The sequence below is a fragment of the Psychrobacter sp. AOP7-B1-25 genome (assembly GCF_052376195.1).
GTDB lineage: Bacteria > Pseudomonadota > Gammaproteobacteria > Pseudomonadales > Moraxellaceae > Psychrobacter.
This window is the reverse complement of sequence record NZ_JBQSVK010000001.1, coordinates 444617-464420: the sequence shown is the minus strand read 5'-3', so window position 1 is coordinate 464420 and position 19804 is coordinate 444617. Positions and strand designations below refer to the sequence as shown.

Sequence of the window (19804 nt, the reverse complement as noted above, 5' to 3'; positions counted from 1 at the left end):
GGCTACTCAATATCAGATGCTGTTTTTATAAATACTTTAAATTTAATATATGGTAAATAAAATTATGTATTAGATAATTTATACGACAAACAACGAGATAACGTGCGTAAAAACAGCATCAAATACATATATCGTCTTTAAACTGCTATAGTCAGATGATTTTATATATAATGTCTAAAAATAAGCCTAACTTTTCACCGCTATGCTTCTGATGATGGCTAGTTGTGACAGGTCGCTGGGCCAAAATCGTTTTTGAGATATTACTATGAAGTCATTAGCGCTTACCTATTTGCTAGTAGCAACGATGCTATTAGGAGGCTGTCAATCGTTTCAATTTGTTGACAACCCTATCCCCGTGAACCCTGCTCCTACCAAGATTGTTGCTCAATAAAAAGAGCTGGGGGCTTAACTGACTGATCGCTCAATAAAAATTGCCACAAAAAAAGCAGACATCGATAATGTCTGCTTTTTCGTTTCATTACTCTGTTGGCTCTAGCTGTTTTTAGCGCTTAGTATCAGCTGGTTGATGCTTAATAATCGTTTTGGCCAGATGATCTCCAAACCAAATAGCAGTATCAATGTCACCAGAACCTGGTGTCTCTTCAGGTGGGCCATCAAGTGACTGAGTCATTAGACCTAAAAAGCTAGAGAGACGGTTCAAATCATGAGCCTCATGACCTGTCGGCATCAATGGCAGACCAATCCAGTTCATACCATGCTGCATCGCATATAGAGAAATCTGCTGCAATACAGCAAGTTTATCACCGCTCAGTCCACCCGAATTGGCAAACGCTGCTGCCCATTTACCTTCCCATTTACGATGATACCAACGCTTGGATGTCTCATCCATAAAGGTCTTAAACTCAGCCGTCACGCTACCCATATACACTGCGCTGCCAAAAACCAGCAAATCTGCCTGATCTAAATAATCCCAATCAACATCATAAACATCGACAGCTTTGGCTTGCGCTTCTGGCAATTGCTGATGCGCACCTTGTACTATCGCCTCAGCGACACGCTTGGTATGCCCATAATTACTATGGAAGATAACAGCGATTGAAACATTAGGCGTATTGTCAGTAGATATAGAGGTGTCAGACGATTTAGCAGGTGTATTCATACGTACTCTAATAATAAATAATTGGTTGAATATAAACTTACAAAATATTGGATACTTAGCCACAGTCTACAGCTAGTGACGCTATTTCCGTTGATAAGTACTTATCGATAGCTTAAATTCTCGAACTGTCAGGAACTATACTAGAACCGAGCAAAGTATTTCTAAGTCAATCTAATTGGCGAAGTATCAATGATGAGGGACCAAAAATATAATCTCTGTAGAACAGCGTATACATACCAGTATATATGCGATGACCTTCATTGAATTCAAGTCTATTGTATCAGACGTATTTTTCTTTTTAAGTTATTAATTAAAGTCTATCTAACAAAAGCATATATACTATTAAATTATTTTGTATAAATAGGTGTTTCCTATTAAACACTCAAGTAGCAAAAATTATTCTTAAATGATTTATAAATCTATAATTATCAGAATTATAAGTAGCTGTTAGTATCAGGTGACATACACAGTAGCTTATTTATTCCATATCATCATATACTAATTCTATTTTTTCTAACCCCCCTATGTTTACATTAATGACAATAGGATTATGATGTAGCGTTTCTTACTGCTTAACCATATTAGTCGAATTAGCAGAAGTATAGTTTTTACCTCTGCAAACCTGTGTGACCATACCCATATAAATTCTTATAAAAATGATATCTGGTAACATCATCGGATAAGGAAGCTATTACCTTGACTACTACTCTCGTTCAACCTGTAAACGATACAAAAGATCCTATCATCAGAGATGATCTGGCATTAGATGCGCCTCAAAAACCCTTGATTATGGGAGGCGTCATCGTAGGAGTAATAGTGCTCGCGTATCTATTAGCCACTCAACATATCTCTCAATCACTATTACTTGGCATAGGTCTATTGTTAGGCTATACCCTTTTTCATGCCCGCTTTGGCTTTACCTCTGCTTTTAGACGTATGATGGCAGTGGGCAACGGTCAAGCGATGCGCTCTCACATGCTAATGTTGGCGGTTGCTGTCACGCTGTTTGCGCCAATACTTGCTTATGGCACGACGCTATTTGGCGGTCCTGTCGCAGGTTATGTCGCGCCATTAGGGGTCAGTCTAGTTGTAGGTGCATTTGTATTCGGTATCGGCATGCAACTTGGTGGCGGCTGTGCCTCTGGTACGCTCTATGCGGTAGGCGGTGGACGCTCTGTTATGTTCATCACCTTTATTTTCTTCATAGTGGGCGCCACGATTGGTGCTTATCACTTGCCATTCTGGACAGAAGAGATGCCCGCTTATGCGCCTTTCTCTTTGGCAACCTCTACAGGTCTTGGTTATACAGGGGCATGGCTGGTGTCGCTGGCCATATTCGGCATTATCGCATGGGTGACGTTAGTCGTTGAGAAAAAAAGAAACGCACCAAAGATGGCGCCCGTACCTTCTGAGTCTGGTTGGAAACGAATCTTTCGTGGTTCTTGGCCGCTTTTTGCTGCCGCAATCGTTCTGGCTTTACTTAACGGTCTGACATTACTTACACGTGGTCAACCGTGGGGCATTACGTCAGCATTTACATTGTGGGGCTCTAAAATTGCAAGCGGCTTTGGCATGGATGTGGCTAGCTGGGGCTATTGGCAAGGCGCCAATGCAGCAGCGCTTGAAGCTTCTATATTTGCAGATTCGACCACTGTATTGAATATCGGCATCATCATTGGCGCGTTTATCGCTTCTGCTGCGGGTGGTTTGTTTAAGTTTACTAAGATTACTACTGGTAACTTTGCAGCATCGGTCATTGGCGGCTTGATGATGGGGTACGGTGCACGTCTAGCATTTGGTTGTAATATCGGCGCTTACTTCGGTGGTATCGCTTCTTTTAGCTTACATGGCTATATCTGGGGCATACTGGCAATGGCAGGTACGTTCTTGGCACTATATTTACGTCCTTTATTTGGCTTATCAGTACCAAAATCTAGCGACTCCGTTTGCTAATACATATGTTGTAATAATGCAGACCTTAGGTTAATAAAAATGTAGTACTTAAATAAAAAAACAGCAGAATAATCTGCTGTTTTTTTATTGTTTATCACTTTGTTTCTACTATTCATTATTATATAGTCAAAGAAATCTAAAACAGCTACAAGGCAGCCGACCGTAGATTGTACATATAGTACATATAGGGAGGGTAACACCGTAGCGGTTTAGTAGTTCGCTGACTATAAAGCTGCTAACGACGAACGATGACCAGTGCCATCCGACCCGTTGCAGGTTGCTGCATATGAGTCTGACGGCGATACGAGTAATAGTGAGTATCTGCATAGCTACAGTCGACAGGTAAACTATTCATCACTGTAACCCCAGTAGCTTCTAACTGCATGGCAGCAAGCTTCGGTAAATCCAACTTTATCTTGTCATCATAAGACGATATAGAAAATAGCGACACAAAGTTATCGATATGTGCCTGTGATAACGTCTGGTTAGCTATACACCCAGATAATAGTTTATCGCGAACGTCTGTATTTACTTCATAGTTTTCCTGACTGATACAAACGCCTATCCAAGCTTGAATAGGGCCTGAATCGGTAAAGCGATTAACAGTTTCTTGTATCACACCGCAGGCCAATCCTTGCCAGCCTGCATGAATCGCTGCGATTTTGCCACTGGTAGGTTGATATAACACGATAGGCACACAATCTGCCGTCATGATTGCCAGACCGCGACCATTTTGTTGACTGACCATCGCATCAGCAGACAGTGGCGCCATATTCAGTGTAGTAGCATCGACATCATGAATATGTTTACCATGAACCTGACTGACCCAATGTAAGCGATTAATAGCCTCATGCTGCTCATTTTGTGCAGACTTATCTGTCAGTTGCTCATTGATAGCAGCCAATAGACTCATGCGGTTATCTAATACTTGTAGTGCATTATCATTGACATGCAGACCTAGATTTAGCTCGCCATAATTTGACTGACCCTCATACCCTGTACGCTGGTTTTTAGCAGCAGAATCATCAATATCATCATACACAAAAGCAGCCGTCTGAAAAACAGCCACATCATCAATTTGCGCAATCATTGTCATCGGAAACGTATTCGTCATGGCTGCTCGATCTAACCTCTCATCTAGTAAACGTTAGCGTTTACTCTTCATAATAACCGTCGCTTAGCACTTCCATGAGTTTTTGCATATCTTCAGGTAGTGGCGTCGTGACTTCAATGTCCTCACCTGTCGTCGGATGCACGAATCCTAACGTATAGGCATGCAATGCTTGGCGCGGGAAATTATTAATAGCTTGGCGCTGGGCTTCTGTCAATCCGGAGCGCAACTGACGACGGCCGCCATAGACGCGGTCACCGACTAGTGGATAAGTAACGTGACTTAAATGCACGCGAATTTGATGCGTACGTCCAGTCTCAAGCCCAACATCTAGTAGACAGTAATTTTCGTTTAATGGTGTGACATTTAGCAGATGCGTTACTGCTTCGCGACCGGCAGTCATCACCGTCATCTTAGTACGCTGGTTACGATGGCGGCCAATCGGTGCGTCAATACGACGATGACGAGATAAGCTCGCCTGATCCCCTGCAACCACACACTTATAATGACGATAAACAGACTTGTCTTTTAGCTGTTCCATCAGTGCCATCTGAGCAGGTTTGGTTTTACCAATCAGTAGCAATCCAGAGGTGTCTTTATCAATACGGTGCACCAGACCTGCACGCGGTAAATGATGCTGCTGAGGATAATGATATAGCAATGCATTGACCAAAGTACCGTTTTGATTACCAGCGCCAGGATGAACCACCATACCGACAGGTTTATTGATTACCAATACATCATCATCTTCATAGACGACATCAATATCTATGTTTTCTGGTTGGTCTTCGCCATGTTGCTGTAACGTCGTTGATAGATGCAATACGTCATCTGCTTTGACACGGACTTTTGGTTTTTGGACACTACCGTTATATAGCAAACTGCCGTCAGTAATCCAGTTCTGAAGTTGTACACGCGAAAAGTCTGAAAACGCTTGTGAGGCGACCTTATCAATACGCAGACCAGCCTGATCTTCTGTGACCACATGCGTCATTTCTACAATCACTGGTACAGCTTGACCCGCTACTGGAGCTTCATCGTCGTCACCGTCCATGTCGCTGTCATCAATATCATTATCATCAATGTCGCTATCGTTCAGATCATTACCATCATCGATGAGTATCTCTTCATTATCAAGAGCATCATTATGCACTGGCTCATTTATTATTGTTTGACTATCAGGTAGCTCATTATTGTTCAAAACATCATTTGGCATTGGTGACTCTTGTGCTGATGAATCAGTATCTAGCGATTGATTCGGTGATAAATGGGTAGTCATGGCATCATTATTCATAGCGGATTGGTATATTGATACATGGCAAAGTCCCTGACAGTATTCTGTGAGGTGACTTCGAAAATAGTATGATAAATAGCAGTATAAAAAATTTTCGTTTTTTGATTATAGTTTTTTGCCTACAAATGGCAAATAACAACCTTCACGTTACAAAAAAGCGAAGACAATACCGCTCTAGTGTATCATGCCGCGCGCATAAGCCCTATAGAAGTGCGTGGTATCTGTTGATATTTGAGCATAACTTTGGGCAGTAAGGTGCATCAATTAACTCTCTAGAACATAACATTGCTGTAATTTACTGTATATTTACTCATGCTAGCGACATTCGATATCGCTCGTAACAGCCGCTCATGTTAAACTGCCTATACAATATAGATGGCGAAAAAATAGACGTAGCAAATGTTATTCTATAAAGTATAGCCATGTTTTGCTGTATGCTATGGCACTGTATACGAATGCCGTATTTAGATACAGCATGAAAATAGCACTGGGGTTTGTTGGCCGTGTTTACATTCAAACCGTTTGACTATGGTTAAATGCATGTGGTCTATGACTGGCTTATTATAAAGGCGCGATGTATCAAACCCAATCTATCAGTACAATACGTCATAACAAAAACTGCATTCGATAAAAAATTTTTGCTTGTGGATCGCTGACTATTTAGCGTCGTTTTTTATCACTAACCTTTTATATAGCATGATAGCGCTGCTGCTATTATGCGCCTTGTGTCGGAGAAGAAGTATGCAAGCTGTTGGCAATACGTTTATCAAACTGTCCTCAATAACTCTACTAGCGCTTAGCGTCAATCTAGTGGGTTGCCAGACTTTCAAAAACCTAACTGGCGCCAAAGATGGTGAGGCAATAGAAACAGCTGAAAAGTCAGAGCAAGGATATTATAACGAGGCTGTCGATCAGATTGACAAAGGTCATTATATCCAAGGTATTGAAGAGCTGACCAATCTACGTACATTCTACCCGACAGGACAATACGCTGAGCAAGCCTTGCTTGACATGATGTATGCGCAGTACGAAGGCGGCAAATATGAGATGGCGGCGTCAAGTGCTGAGCAGTTCATCCGTCTCTACCCGTCTAATCCACAAGTCAGTTACGCCTACTATGTGCGCGGCGTCGCCAATATGGAAGGTTCATCTGAGAGCCTAAAACTATTTAAGCTTAACCAAGCTGAGCGTGATACTGCATATTTGCGTATTGCCTTTGCCAATTTCCAAGAGCTTATCAATAAATATCCGAATAGCCCTTATGCACCAGATGCTGCTCAGCGTATGACGTTCATCTACAATCAGTTTGCTGAAAGTGAGATGGCTGCTGCCAATTGGTATATTGAACGTGAAGCGTATGTAGCAGCGGTTAACCGTGCCAAATGGGTATTCCAGTACTACCCGCTTAGTGAATCAACGCCAGATGCGCTTGCAGTATTGGCTTATAGCCACGAAAAACTTGGTCTAACCGACTTGGCAAATGAGTACAAAACGCTATTGCAGATCAACTACCCAGAAATGCTGACCAGCAATGGTAGTGTGAAATTAAGCACCAAACGTGACCGTACTTGGCTTAACAAAATCACCTTTGGCAAACTTGGTCGTTCGAACACGACTGACAAATCAGTAGCATCTGGCGAGTATAATGGTGCAACCAAGACACAGATGATTCGTAATGCGGCCCAGTTAAGACTAGCAGGGACAAACACTGCACCTGCCAATACTCCAGTCGCCAACGCCCCAGTAGCAAATAATGCTGCTACAGGGAATGGTGTTAGCTTAGGCTTAGGTCTACCTGAAGCTTCAGCTGAGCGTGTGACTAGTCAATCAAGCACTGGCTCAACTGCAAGAGAAGCCAACGTCGATCCACAAAACACCAATCCAGTCAGACGTACTACCCTTCCTAACGATGATGTAGATAGTGAATAATTAGACAGTACTAACTCAGTAAAACTACACAGTCTGCTCTATCAATAATAAGGTCAACATTATGTTGGCCTTATTTTTCTAGCAGTATATTATTAGCTTTGCCCCAACATAATCGACCTATGGTAAACTGTTTTTTGTATGAGCATTCCTAACCATATTCTTGACCAATTAAATAGCCAAGCTGACCTGATCAGCATCATTGGCAAACATACGACGCTCAAACGCGCTGGTAGCGAATATAAAGGCTGCTGCCCTTTTCACGGTGAAAAATCGCCTTCTTTTTATGTCAATCCACAAAAAAATATTTACCACTGCTTTGGTTGTAGCGTGGGTGGCAATGCCATCAGTTTTCTGCGTGACTATGAGAATTTAACGTTCATTGAGGCGGTCAATGAACTATCAAAACAAACGGGCATCGAAGTACCAAAAGAAGAACAACACAACGTTAGTTATCAACGTCGTGCACCCAAACCTATTACTCCACCTGTACAAAATGTGCCTAGCCCAACGCTAGAACATAGTAGAGTCAATCAAGGCAACATACATAAAGGCAACCATCAAGACAATGGCGCTCAAAGTGCCCAAAATTACATAGACCAGCCAAGTTATGATGATAATCAGGGCTACGAGAATTTTCCGCCATTAGAGGCATATGATTCAGCGGCCTACGCGATGGACGCTTACCCTTCAGAAGCCTATTCATCAGACCATTCAGCGATCCACGCAGATGACAGCGGCTACCCGCCAGCATGGCTAGCCGATACGGATACCAACGCTGGTATGCATGATGCTCATGGTATTGAGCAAAGCGATGATAAAGATGGCAATCTATATGAGCTACTAGAGCAAATTCAGCAGTTTTATCAGCATAACTTGACCACGCATCCTCATGCCAAACATTACTTTTTATCACGCGGTATCACTGAAGATATTTTTGAGACTTTTGGTCTTGGCTACGCACCATTTGGCTGGCAACATCTTGAGCATCAATTCCCACAGGATATTGAGGGACTAAAAGCATTAGGACTGGTGCGCCAATCAGAATCTGGACGCGATTACGATCTATTGCGAGACCGAGTCATCTTTCCAATTCGTGATAACCAAGGCCGCACTATTGGTTTTGGCGGTCGAGCCCTTGATGACGAAGTAAAGCCTAAATATATCAACTCCTCAGACTCACCTGTCTTTCATAAGCAGCATGTACTGTATGGCTATTATGAATCGCGTCAGCAGCGCGCCGACAGCTGGCTGGTGGTCGAAGGCTATATGGATGTGATCGCTCTTTATCAAGCAGGTATCTATGGAGCAATCGCCTCGATGGGTACAGCGATTAATGAAAGCCAAATATCACGGTTACTGACACTTAACCCGACACTTACTTTGAGCTTTGATGGGGATAGTGCGGGACAAAAAGCCGCTTGGCGTACGCTCGAAGTGGCTCTGCCTGTATTGGCCGATGACAAAGAGCTGCGGTTTTTAACGCTGCCTAACAATCATGATCCTGATACTTTTATTAAGAGTCAGGGCAGCGATGCCATGCGTGAGCAAATCGCTAATGCCATGCCGCTATCGCAGTATATCTTTGCGTATCTGAGTGAACGTTATGACTTGAGTCTGGCTGAAGGCAAAGCCAAGCTCATGTCCCAAGTACGCTCGTTGACGACGGCCTTACCCAAAGGCAGTAGCTTTCGTTATTTGCTCAACAATGACGTTTATCAAAAGCTGGGTGGCAGGCGCAGTCAAAATGTCGAGGCTAAAGACGCGCTGCTAGATTTTGATGGTGATATGACCATCAGTCAGCAATTGCAGCTTTGCTTTTTGTTTCAGCCTCGAACGTTAATCGATGACCCTATTGAGTCGATTTGGCAACAGTCAGGGATTAATGGCTTACACCTGCCTGCTCATATTAAACAAAAAGCATCGCCTGATACTCTTCGCCCTCTTGCCTGGGAAGACTTGCAAGATGCTGCGCTGCTAGACATCGTAAGTACCATCAAGCGCTGTCTTAATTACCTACCAAAAGATGTTAACGCAGCGGCACATTTCATCTTATCGAATGTGAAACCTGCGACCCAAGATATGCTCAGCCGTAATTGGGGCGGATTTTATAAAGCGTTAACCGCACGCAATATTTTGGGACTTGATGGCTTGATCGAAGAGTTAGTTAGTCAGTTACTTGAGCGTAATATGAAGAAAAAAATACAAGAGCTGGTACAGAACCCTGATCATATTAAACTTGCGATTGTTCGTAAACAAACTCAATTATTAAATGATTGGCTGCGCGCGCAGCAGGCAGAGCAGTCTGCACAAATGGTCACTGTGCAATCTTAATTTTTAATTTCAAATGTTGACCCTTTAAAAGTCTAGCAGCTGCCCCCACTATTAATGATTATGCCCAGTAGCATGAGTCGCTCTCAAACCATTTGACTGATGGCAGATAATCAGTAAAAAATGGTTGATAGCTATCACTAGCTCGTGCTTGACGACTGTGGTCTGTGTTAAACTGTGCCGCTGTATATTAACAGCACTGCTTGGTGAATGATTGTGAGCATGCATCGTTAAGCACAAATTTTAGGTATTATTTTTACGTATCAATTTTTAGATACTATTTTAAGTATTAAATTCTTTTAAGTACTATATTGAAATTGAAGTTTTTTAGCTTTTCTAATTTTTTAGCTGTTTTTCAGCATTGTTATTGTAGTGTTTTGAGCCTTTATTCATATCCACTCATTTTTGATATTATTGACAACCTCTACGCCATATTTTGATCAATCGACTGATAAGATCAACGCACCCAGCCAGCGATAGCGAGTCACAATATAAAAATGTCCGATGCAAGTAAGCGAGTATTTATGAACGATAAGTCAGTTTCTAAGTCCACATCTCAACTGGCCACCTTAATCCAAATGGGTAAAGAGCAAGGGTATCTTACCTATGCTGAGGTGAATGACCAGCTGCCCGACTCTATTACCGAAAGCGATCAGATCGAAGACATTGTGCAAATGCTGACCGATGTTGGTATCAAAATCTTTGAGGCAGCTCCTGATGCCGACGACATCTTGATGAACGATGACTCAAATGATGACGACATGGCAGCAGACGAAGCAGCGGCAGTACTTGCCTCTGTTGAAACTGAGCCTGGTCGTACTACTGACCCTGTACGTATGTATATGCGTGAAATGGGTACAGTTGATCTATTGACCCGCGAAGGTGAGATTTACATTGCTAAACGTATCGAAGAAGGTATTCGTGATGTGCAGCATGCTATGTCTTACTGGCCTGGTACTGTACAGTTCGTTCTTGATGAATATCAAAAAGTACAAGATGGCGAAAAAAAGCTGTCTGATGTCATCACTGGTTTCTTAGACCCTGAAACCGAAGAAGACAAAATTGCTGCCCAAGAAGCAAAAGAGGCAGCAAGAGAAGAACGTGAACGTCTTAAAGAAGAAAAAGAAAACCCTCCGGTTGTCAAAGCAAAAGTCAATGCTAAAGCAGCGCTTGAAGATGACGACGAAGATGACGACGCAGACGATGTTGAAGAAGAAGCTGAAGAAGAAACCAGCGGTCTCGATCCAGAAGAAGTTCGTTTACGTTTAGAAGAAATCGAACATCTATTTATTAAAGCTAAGCAAGCCTTGCTAGACTATGGTCGTGGTAGTGTACAAGCGGATACAGCGTATGCCTTACTTGCTGAACGCTTTATGATGCTAAAATTGAACAACCGCTTGTCAGACCAAGTTATGGCCATCATGCATGATGTCTATGACGACGTACGTAAGCAAGAGCGCCAAATCATGCGTTTGGTGATTCGCCGTGGTCGTATGCCGCGTGAAGAGTTCCGTAAGACCTTCCCAAGCAATGAAACCAACGTGGATTGGTTGATTGAACGCATCAAAGGTAAGCCTGCATTTGCTGGTACGCTAGAAAAAGTTACTGATGACGTTATCTTATTACAGCGTCGTATCCGTGATTATGAGCAGCAGCTCGACATGAAAATCCACGATATGAAAGACGTGGCACGCCGTATGGCTGTTGGTGAAGCAAAAGCTCGCCGCGCGAAAAAAGAAATGGTTGAAGCTAACCTACGTCTGGTTATCTCTATCGCCAAAAAATATACCAACCGTGGCCTACAGTTCTTGGATCTAATCCAAGAAGGTAACATCGGTCTAATGAAAGCGGTTGATAAGTTTGAATATCGCCGTGGTTATAAGTTTTCAACCTATGCAACATGGTGGATTCGTCAGGCGATTACCCGTTCTATCGCTGACCAAGCGCGTACCATTCGTATCCCTGTCCATATGATTGAGACAATCAATAAAATAAACCGTGTCTCACGTCAGTTGCTACAAGAAATGGGACGCGAACCAACGCCTGAGGAATTAGGCGAACGTTTAGAGATGGACGAAGTCAAGGTCCGTAAAGTGCTTAAGATTGCCAAAGAACCAATCTCTATGGAAACCCCTATCGGTGATGATGAAGACTCACACCTAGGTGATTTCATCGAAGATGGTACGATCTCAAGCCCTGTCGATGATGCAACGTCTGCTGGCCTTCAAGAAGCCACTCGCGACGTACTCGGCAACCTGACTGAGCGTGAAGCACGTGTACTGAAGATGCGTTTCGGTATCGATATGCCAACAGACCATACGTTGGAAGAAGTCGGTAAGCAGTTTGATGTGACGCGTGAGCGTATCCGTCAGATCGAAGCGAAAGCATTGCGTAAGTTGCGTCATCCATCACGTTCTGAGCACCTACGTTCTTTCCTTGAAAATGACTAAATCTTTAAGAAGCTATTGGGTCTAGAAATTAAGCTGCTAATAACTTCTAAAAATAAGAAAGCTGAGTCTATCTCAGCTTTTTTTGTGCTTGCTTCTTAATCCTAAAATTTATTAATCACACCTTTTTCTAATTACAAAGCTTCTTAAGCATAGAGCTTTCTAGCCATAGAATCCCTTGAACCAAAAGCTTCTTGTTCAATGTACTCCCTGTTTTTTTTACCTTCTCTCATTCAATACTATTTAACTATAGATAGAATCCTTTTCTCAAAAATAACTTTATAGTTGACACTATCAACATTATTCTATATAGTTGCTTAAATCAACTATATCTAAGAGTTTTTATGTCTAATAATTCATTGAGCGAAACACTACACCAATTAATGCATACCTATACCAATCTGCTGCTAGAAGGTATTCGCCAGCAAGGTGTCGAGTTGTCCGTGACCAATATCAGAACCTTAAAAGGCGTCTGCTATAACCCAAACAGTACTGCGCTATCTATCTCTAAACACATGCAGCGGGACAAAGCGCAAATCACCCGTGCCTTAAATGACCTTTTGGCGGCTGAGCTAATCTTGAAGACAGATAATCCACTTGATGGTCGCAGCCAATTACTACAGCTGACCCCTAAAGGTGAAGAAGTTATGACAAAGCTTGATGCAGCAGAAGAGTGGACAAGACAGCAATTAACAAAAGATTTGAGCCTCGTAGAGCTTGCGCTGTTTTTCCGTGTCAGTCGCACCATGATAGACAACGTTAGCAACAGCAAGACTACCGATAAATAAATAAGGACAGATCCATATGAATAACACAACAAATCAAAAACCAGTACGCGAAATTATGACTGTTGATCACAAACAAATGATTACTCCGCACTACATCCGTATATACCTCACAGGCCAAGCAGATACTATTGCCAATATTGCGACCATGACTGTTGGCGCAAACAACAAAGTGCTTATCCCTGTCGATAAAGCTCAGTCAATTGACCTAAATGACAATACTACTTTCGTTGTCCGCACTTATACTCATCGCGGCGCTGATGTAGCAAAGCAACAGATCTGGATTGATTTTGTCGCTCATGGTGACGAGGCACCCGCTTCAGGCTGGGCCACTCATGCTGAAGTTGGCGACGAGATTGGTATCTTAATGAAGCCTAAAACCAAAGCTCTTTGTCCTGATGCAGATAATTTTCTACTGATTGGCGATGCCACAGCGATACCAGTGCTCGGCTCAATACTAGAAACCTTGCCTGCCAGTTCGACTGGACAATGCATCATCGAAGTACACGGTGCAGAAGATGAACAAGAGTTGTCGACAGCAGCCAATATCACCATGACATGGTTACATAACCCAGATCCAACGCAAGGCAGCCAATTAATCGACACAGTAAAATCTCTCGATTTACCAACTGCAGAGCAGAGCCGTTTTGCTTATATCGCTAGCGAATTCTCATCTGTCAAAGCCCTTCGTCATTACCTAAAAGTCGAGCAACAGTGGTCTAAGGATGAGCTATATGCCTTTTCTTATTGGAAAGCAGGTGTTGCAGAAGACCAATCTGTAAGCGATCGACAGGCAGAAAAAAACACCGACTAACTAATCACTCCTTATGATGATAGGCAAATAACTATGACGGCAAATTCCGAAACTCTGCTCATTGATGACGTTAAGAATGATGGCACTAAAAAAACACCGTTGCTCTACAAAGTGTTATTAATACTTGCTTTAATGACTGTCATAGGTGGTTTCTTAACAGGTGTTATGACCTATATGAATGTTGGATACTCCGATACATTTTTTATAGACTGGTCTAGATCGCTACTGGCGGCGTATGCGATCATGCCGATTGGCTTCTTACTAATGGGTCTGGTCACAAAATTTATTAATCACAAGCTACCTAATACCAAAGCGTACAAGCGCAATCTCATCACAGGTATATTGATGGCTTGTATAATGGAGTCTATGTTGGCCTTTAGTACTGCCTCAAAGACGATTGGTTTTGCTAATCAAACGGCATTTTTAAACGGTTGGTTAGAAGGGTTTCTAGTTGCATTACCAGTAGGATTGGCGTTAATGGTCATTGTCTCTATGACTATTAAACCAAAGATTGAGGCCTTTCTAAAAAGCTGAAATATCACGACCATGTTTATTAAATTTTTAGCACTCTACCGCGACGCTAACCATATTAATAAAAAAGCTTAATAAAATTGAAGAACGTAAAACAGCAAGGGCGTGTTGAATATTCAACACGCCCTTGTCATATTAGAAGCTTTCTAATACTATCTTACTGCTCGGGATGTTGAGAATAACGTTTATTTAATAAGCAGGCCTTAACAACGTTTAATGTTAAATTCGACTTGAAACAGACTGCTTTACCAATCACATATTGATATTATTCGACAATATTCCGATGACTAGACAGTACAACTGCCATAATTAAGCTAATTTTGACTGTATAATCTACTGTCATATAAAAGTATAGTTCAGGAATAACCGATGTTTGCGCGCGGTGTCCTAACAGTAGTCATTTATTTTTATAAAATCAATGTATTAACACTATATAGACCTTACACTGCTTTCTTGTTTAGCACCATAATGAGCAAGCTAAGCACCTAGTGCTTATCTCTGACAGTTGTTGATTATTAACTAGGTATCGATATCAAATATTTTATGAATACAGAAAACATAATATCTGCACTTAACAACCCTATGCGTCGTCAAATAATAAAATGGTTGAAAGACAGATCAAATTTTCCAGCCTCATTACCAGAGCATGCTGATTTGGATGGTGTATGCGTCAGCTACATTCAAGAAAAGTCAGGATTGTCACAATCAACCATTTCAAACTATATGGGTGTGTTAAAAAAAGCAGGGTTGGTTACTTCTGAACGCCATGGACAATGGACGTTTTATCAGCGCCACGAAGCCAATATCAAAGCCTTTCTTAACGAAGTTGAAAAAGAGCTGCTAAAGCTTTAAAAATTTCTAATCATCTTTAGATTATTTCACTTCACTATTATACATCTAAATATTCCAATATTACGATTAACTTATTCGGTACTACGTCATCCAAACTAATGACATTCTTTCTATCTATCCCTTCCTTTTGACGACCTATTACTTTCTACTTTTTGCCAAGAATTTAACTATTTTGGCTATCCTTATTATCCAGCTTGAGTTATCACCCTACCTTTCTGTTTGAATAAATTTATAGACTTTTAGGCTTTACAGATTTTAATTCTATATTAGAATCATACCCTACAAATAATAGTGTATTTACACACTGCGTCGCTAGGGAACTCGCATGATTGTCCGGCAAACCCCAAACGCCCTTAAGATATTTCTTACCCTGCGCGGGTCAGTCATTCCAAAAGTCTATCCGCAAATTTTACTCATCGCTATTCTTAGTACAGTCATAACGGTTGTACAACATTGGCTCCCCGACTCTTTTCCTTATTATGGTATGGCGCCTTTTACCTTGCTAGGGATTGCACTGTCGTTGTTTTTGGGGTTTCGAAATAACGCTAGCTACCAACGTTGGTGGGAGGCGCGCGGACTATGGGGACAATTGGTTTATGATTCTCGTAGCTTTACTCGTCAAGTGCTGTCTTTTGTAGACGATGATACTGAAACTGGACGTGACGCTCAGCGCTCGATGATTCATCTGAACATTGCCTTTGCTCACGCTGTTCGCCACAGACTACGCGGTACCTCACCTTGGGAAGATGTCGAACCTTTTGTCGCAGCGGCCCATCATGACAGCATGCGTCAAGCGAGAAACCTACCTGACTATCTAATGCGTCTATTAGGTAAGCAGCTCGGTGATGTACGTCGTCAACAGTTATCGTCGGAGCTGATGGTACAAAATATGGACGAGCGCTTGACGTCTATGACGATTGTCTTGGCAGCTTGCGAACGTATTCATTATACGCCACTGCCGTTTGCTTACATGCTATTGGTGCATCGTACGACTTACCTGTATTGTATTACTTTGCCTTTTGGCTTGGTGGCCTCGCTCGGTTGGGCAACGCCCCTCATTTGCGCTGTCATTGCGTATACCTTTTTCGGTTTAGACGCCCTTAGTGAAGAGCTAGAAGAGCCATTTGGTTTTGCGTCTAATCAGCTGCCATTGATGGCACTATCGCGCACGATTGAAATCAACTTATTAGACGCTATGGGAGAGACGGACATCCCGCCTGAGATCGCACCTATCAACAGTTATTTGCAGTAGTTATTTGCGACAGAGAATGATAATAAGGGGCGAACCTTTTCGATCGAAGTCATTGCCGTATTCCAGCATTGCACTTGAATAATAAGGTCAGCACCACTATAAATAGCCAATAAATCTCTTAATTTAATAGCTAAATCTTAATAAAAGCGAGGCTCATATCATGAGTGATGATTCAAAAGACAACAACGATAACGTCGACAAAAGCGCAAATAGCCCAACCAACGATCAGCCATCAGTGAAAGTCACTGACCTGACGCCAAATAGAGGCGCATTGGTAGGTAAAAAGACCGATATTCAAAATCCAGAGCTTTGGGAGTTTCCGATGAACTACCCACTCAGCATCATCGGTCATGAAGGCGAGCGTGAGGGTCTGCTTAATGAGATAAAGCTCATCTTGGGTAGCCAATTCCCTGACTTTGATTTGGCATCTATCGAAGTTAAACCGTCTAAAACGGGTCGTTTTCACTCGGCACGGGTCAATTTATACCTAACGGCTGCTGAGCAAGTGAATACGCTTTATGCGTCACTGGATAATGCAAAAACGGTTCGTATCGTTTTATAAGTCGCATAGAAAACTTTAACGACTTTTTAGTCCAAATCGTCACTCATTAGTAGTAACATATGGGTGGCGATTTTTTGTGGTTTGATGTACAATCTGCGCCCGCATTATTGCCGCCATGACTCCCATTATCAGCCGACAATAACCGAGAGAATGAAAAGCAAATCGTCACGAAATTTTTACAAAAATTTTATTATTGACCTCATTTGCGTCTAACCCTTATCCCATCGTCCTTTGCCAAAATTTGGACTGCCTACAACCTTGTAGCAACATAGTTTTATTCTAAAATCAATATAGTATTTTCAAAATTTTCCCGCTATATTGTGCCTACCAATTAACAAACACGCTATATGTAGTACTCAGTGATTTTAACCGTCACTATGAGTAGTGGTAGCCTTTTGTCCAAAAAACGACCTATCACAACCCAGTATAATAGCGTTATAAAGAATGTCTGCCGCCCACTCGGCGCGTAGCATCACAATAAGCAATCAAAATAGAGGCCAGCATGACACATATTGACAAAATCCAAGTAACCAAACGTGATGGACGTTTAGAGCCTATTGATTTAGACAAAATTCACAAGGTGATAGCGTGGGCCGCAGATGGCTTGGAAAATGTGTCTGTGTCACAAGTCGAGCTAAAGTCGCACATCCAGTTTTATGAAGGTATCAAAACTCGCGACATTCACGAAACAATCATCAAGTCTGCTGCCGATCTAATCTCTGAAACCACGCCAGACTATCAATATCTGGCTGCGCGTTTGGCCATCTTCCATCTACGTAAGATTGCTTATAACAAATTCACGCCGCCGCATCTATATGACCATGTTCAGACTCTAACGGAAGCTGGCAAGTATGATGAGCATATCCTAGCGGACTATAGCCGTGCTGAATTCGATGAGTTAGAAGCGTATCTCGATCACTGGCGCGATATGAATCTTGCTTATGCGGCTGTTGAGCAAATGGCTGGTAAATACCTCGTACAAGATCGCGTAAGCAAAACTGTCTACGAGAGTCCGCAGTTCTTGTACATCCTGGTCGGTATGTGCTTGTTTAGCCAATATGACAAATCAGATCGTCTTGATTTCGTCAAACGCTTCTATGATGCGACCTCACAGTTCAAAATCTCACTACCAACGCCTATCATGGCAGGTGTGCGTACGCCATCGCGCCAGTTTAGCTCATGCGTACTCATCGAATGTGGTGATAGCCTAGACTCTATCAACGCGACCACCAGCGCCATCGTACGCTATGTATCACAGCGTGCTGGCATCGGTATCAACGCAGGTCGTATCCGTGCCCTTGGTAGCCCTATCCGTGGCGGTGAAGCGCAGCATACTGGTTGTATCCCATTCTATAAGCTATTCCAAACTGCGGTTAAATGCTGCTCACAAGGTGGCGTACGTGGCGGTGCTGCGACCCTATTCTACCCGCTATGGCATTTAGAAGTTGAGTCGTTACTGGTACTCAAAAACAACCGCGGCGTCGAAGACAACCGTGTGCGTCATATGGACTACGGCGTACAGTTGAACAAAACGATGTACACTCGCCTAATCAAAGGGCAGGACATCTCACTATTTTCACCAGGTGACACGCCAGGTTTGTATGATGCGTTCTTTGAAGATCAAGACAAATTCGAAGAGCTATATACCAAGTACGAAAACGATCCTAACGTACGTAGCCGTCAAATCCCAGCAGCAGACTTGTTCAGCCTAATGATGCAAGAGCGCGCCAGTACTGGTCGTATCTATATTCAAAACGTTGACCATTGCAACACCCATAGCCCATTTGATTCAACAGTTGCGCCGATTCGCCAGTCAAACCTATGTATGGAAATCGCCCTACCGACCAAACCACTTGATAACATCAATGACGAAGCAGGCGAAATCGCGCTTTGTACGCTATCAGCGGTCAACTTGGGTAAAGTTGAAGACGTTAGCGACATCGAAGAGCCAGCTGAGCTAATCGTCCGTGCGCTTGATGCCCTGCTCGATTATCAAGACTATCCAGTAAAAGCGGCTCAAAACGGCAGTATGCGTCGCCGTACGCTCGGTGTGGGCGTGATTAACTATGCTTACTACTTGGCTAAGAATGGTGCACGCTACTCAGACGACTCAGCATTGGGTCTGACGCATCAAACGTTTGAAGCACTACAGTACTATCTATTAAAAGCGTCAAACAAATTGGCAAAAGAGCAAGGCGCGTGCCCTGCGTTCAATGAAACTACGTACTCACAAGGTATCTTGCCGATTGATACGTACAAAGCTGATTTGGACAAAATCTGCCAAGAGCCGCTACATCTAGATTGGGAAACGCTACGCGGCGAGATCACTGAGCACGGTCTACGCAACTCTACCCTAACCGCCTTGATGCCGTCTGAAACCTCTAGTCAGATCGCCAACGCGACTAACGGTATCGAGCCACCACGTGGTCTGGTCTCTATCAAAGCGTCAAAAGATGGCATCTTAAAGCAGGTCGTGCCTGAGATTGACAAGCTAAAAGATCAGTACGAGCTACTATGGCAAATGCCAAACAATGATGGTTACCTAAAGCTGGTCGCTATCATGCAGAAGTTCGTCGACCAAAGTATCTCTGCCAACACCAACTATGATCCAGTTCGTTATGCTGGTGGCCGTGTACCGATGAAAATATTGCTAAAAGACCTGCTAAACGCTTATAAAATGGGTGTGAAGACGTTGTACTACCATAACACTCGTGATGGTGCGAACGACGCCCAAGCGGATATGGAAGATGATTGTGCTGGTGGTGCATGTAAGATTTAGAGTTTTAGTTATCACGTTCTCTGTTGAAGTACAGAGAGCGTGTTAAC

Annotated in this window: 14 protein-coding genes; 11 read left to right on the top strand and 3 right to left on the bottom strand. The window is 42.7% G+C overall.

The window, feature by feature from the left end; genetic code table 11:
• Positions 1 to 502: 502 nt before the first annotated feature.
• Positions 503 to 1120, bottom strand: a complete 618-nt coding sequence (locus ACT3QR_RS01830) for a flavodoxin family protein (RefSeq protein WP_444519685.1) — start codon at positions 1118 to 1120, stop codon at positions 503 to 505.
• Between the two features lie 696 nt (positions 1121 to 1816).
• Between ACT3QR_RS01830 and ACT3QR_RS01825 the strand changes: the two genes are divergently transcribed.
• Positions 1817 to 3073: a YeeE/YedE family protein gene (locus ACT3QR_RS01825; protein ID WP_444519684.1), complete on the top strand. Its 1257-nt coding sequence runs from the start codon at positions 1817 to 1819 to the stop codon at positions 3071 to 3073.
• Between the two features lie 235 nt (positions 3074 to 3308).
• On the opposite strand, the gene ACT3QR_RS01820 is transcribed toward ACT3QR_RS01825, so the two are convergent.
• Together ACT3QR_RS01820 and ACT3QR_RS01815 are read right to left on the bottom strand one after the other, a co-directional pair.
• A complete protein-coding gene (locus tag ACT3QR_RS01820; protein WP_444519683.1) occupies positions 3309 to 4187 on the bottom strand; it encodes a polyphenol oxidase family protein in 879 nt (292 codons plus the stop codon).
• A 40-nt stretch (positions 4188 to 4227) separates the two neighbouring features.
• Entirely contained in the window at positions 4228 to 5463 is a 1236-nt protein-coding gene (locus ACT3QR_RS01815) for an RluA family pseudouridine synthase (RefSeq protein WP_444519682.1), read from the bottom strand.
• Between the two features lie 756 nt (positions 5464 to 6219).
• On the opposite strand from ACT3QR_RS01815, the gene ACT3QR_RS01810 reads away from it, so the two are divergent.
• The 10 genes from ACT3QR_RS01810 to nrdA all read left to right on the top strand — a co-directional run bounded on the left by ACT3QR_RS01810 (position 6220) and on the right by nrdA (position 19757).
• Positions 6220 to 7407 carry an outer membrane protein assembly factor BamD gene (locus ACT3QR_RS01810; RefSeq protein ID WP_444519681.1) on the top strand — a complete coding sequence of 396 codons (1188 nt, stop codon included), beginning with the start codon at positions 6220 to 6222 and terminating at the stop codon, positions 7405 to 7407.
• A 138-nt stretch (positions 7408 to 7545) separates the two neighbouring features.
• The gene (locus ACT3QR_RS01805; protein WP_444519680.1) at positions 7546 to 9738 is read left to right on the top strand and encodes a DNA primase; all 2193 of its coding nucleotides are present in this window, start codon (positions 7546 to 7548) and stop codon (positions 9736 to 9738) included.
• Positions 9739 to 10259: 521 nt separating this feature from the next.
• On the top strand, positions 10260 to 12185 hold the full coding sequence (gene rpoD, locus ACT3QR_RS01800; RefSeq protein WP_444519679.1) for an RNA polymerase sigma factor RpoD: 1926 nt from the start codon (positions 10260 to 10262) through the stop codon (positions 12183 to 12185).
• Positions 12186 to 12526: 341 nt separating this feature from the next.
• Positions 12527 to 12970, top strand: coding sequence for a MarR family winged helix-turn-helix transcriptional regulator (locus tag ACT3QR_RS01795; RefSeq protein ID WP_444519678.1), 444 nt, complete (start codon positions 12527 to 12529; stop codon positions 12968 to 12970).
• A 16-nt stretch (positions 12971 to 12986) separates the two neighbouring features.
• The gene (locus tag ACT3QR_RS01790) at positions 12987 to 13781 is read left to right on the top strand and encodes a siderophore-interacting protein (RefSeq protein ID WP_444519677.1); all 795 of its coding nucleotides are present in this window, start codon (positions 12987 to 12989) and stop codon (positions 13779 to 13781) included.
• Positions 13782 to 13814: 33 nt separating this feature from the next.
• On the top strand, positions 13815 to 14315 hold the full coding sequence (locus tag ACT3QR_RS01785; RefSeq protein ID WP_444519676.1) for a DUF2798 domain-containing protein: 501 nt from the start codon (positions 13815 to 13817) through the stop codon (positions 14313 to 14315).
• Between the two features lie 540 nt (positions 14316 to 14855).
• Positions 14856 to 15164: an ArsR/SmtB family transcription factor gene (locus ACT3QR_RS01780; protein WP_444519675.1), complete on the top strand. Its 309-nt coding sequence runs from the start codon at positions 14856 to 14858 to the stop codon at positions 15162 to 15164.
• Between the two features lie 325 nt (positions 15165 to 15489).
• A complete protein-coding gene (locus tag ACT3QR_RS01775) occupies positions 15490 to 16416 on the top strand; it encodes a bestrophin family protein (RefSeq protein ID WP_444519674.1) in 927 nt (308 codons plus the stop codon).
• Between the two features lie 271 nt (positions 16417 to 16687).
• Positions 16688 to 16978 carry a YbeD family protein gene (locus ACT3QR_RS01770; RefSeq protein ID WP_444519844.1) on the top strand — a complete coding sequence of 97 codons (291 nt, stop codon included), beginning with the start codon at positions 16688 to 16690 and terminating at the stop codon, positions 16976 to 16978.
• 502 nt (positions 16979 to 17480) lie between these two features.
• Positions 17481 to 19757 carry a class 1a ribonucleoside-diphosphate reductase subunit alpha gene (gene nrdA, locus ACT3QR_RS01765; protein ID WP_444519673.1) on the top strand — a complete coding sequence of 759 codons (2277 nt, stop codon included), beginning with the start codon at positions 17481 to 17483 and terminating at the stop codon, positions 19755 to 19757.
• Positions 19758 to 19804 lie beyond the last annotated feature (47 nt).

Bases quoted from the DNA above. Each gene is read 5' to 3' on its own strand.
- ACT3QR_RS01830 (WP_444519685.1), bottom strand. From the start codon at position 1,120: ATGAATACACCTGCTAAATCGTCTGACACCTCTATATCTACTGACAAT.
- ACT3QR_RS01820 (WP_444519683.1), bottom strand. From the start codon at position 4,187: ATGACGAATACGTTTCCGATGACAATGATTGCGCAAATTGATGATGTG.
- ACT3QR_RS01815 (WP_444519682.1), bottom strand. From the start codon at position 5,463: ATGACTACCCATTTATCACCGAATCAATCGCTAGATACTGATTCATCA.
- ACT3QR_RS01810 (WP_444519681.1), top strand. From the start codon at position 6,220: ATGCAAGCTGTTGGCAATACGTTTATCAAACTGTCCTCAATAACTCTA.
- ACT3QR_RS01805 (WP_444519680.1), top strand. From the start codon at position 7,546: ATGAGCATTCCTAACCATATTCTTGACCAATTAAATAGCCAAGCTGAC.
- rpoD (WP_444519679.1), top strand. From the start codon at position 10,260: ATGAACGATAAGTCAGTTTCTAAGTCCACATCTCAACTGGCCACCTTA.
- ACT3QR_RS01795 (WP_444519678.1), top strand. From the start codon at position 12,527: ATGTCTAATAATTCATTGAGCGAAACACTACACCAATTAATGCATACC.
- ACT3QR_RS01790 (WP_444519677.1), top strand. From the start codon at position 12,987: ATGAATAACACAACAAATCAAAAACCAGTACGCGAAATTATGACTGTT.
- ACT3QR_RS01785 (WP_444519676.1), top strand. From the start codon at position 13,815: ATGACGGCAAATTCCGAAACTCTGCTCATTGATGACGTTAAGAATGAT.
- ACT3QR_RS01780 (WP_444519675.1), top strand. From the start codon at position 14,856: ATGAATACAGAAAACATAATATCTGCACTTAACAACCCTATGCGTCGT.
- ACT3QR_RS01775 (WP_444519674.1), top strand. From the start codon at position 15,490: ATGATTGTCCGGCAAACCCCAAACGCCCTTAAGATATTTCTTACCCTG.
- nrdA (WP_444519673.1), top strand. From the start codon at position 17,481: ATGACACATATTGACAAAATCCAAGTAACCAAACGTGATGGACGTTTA.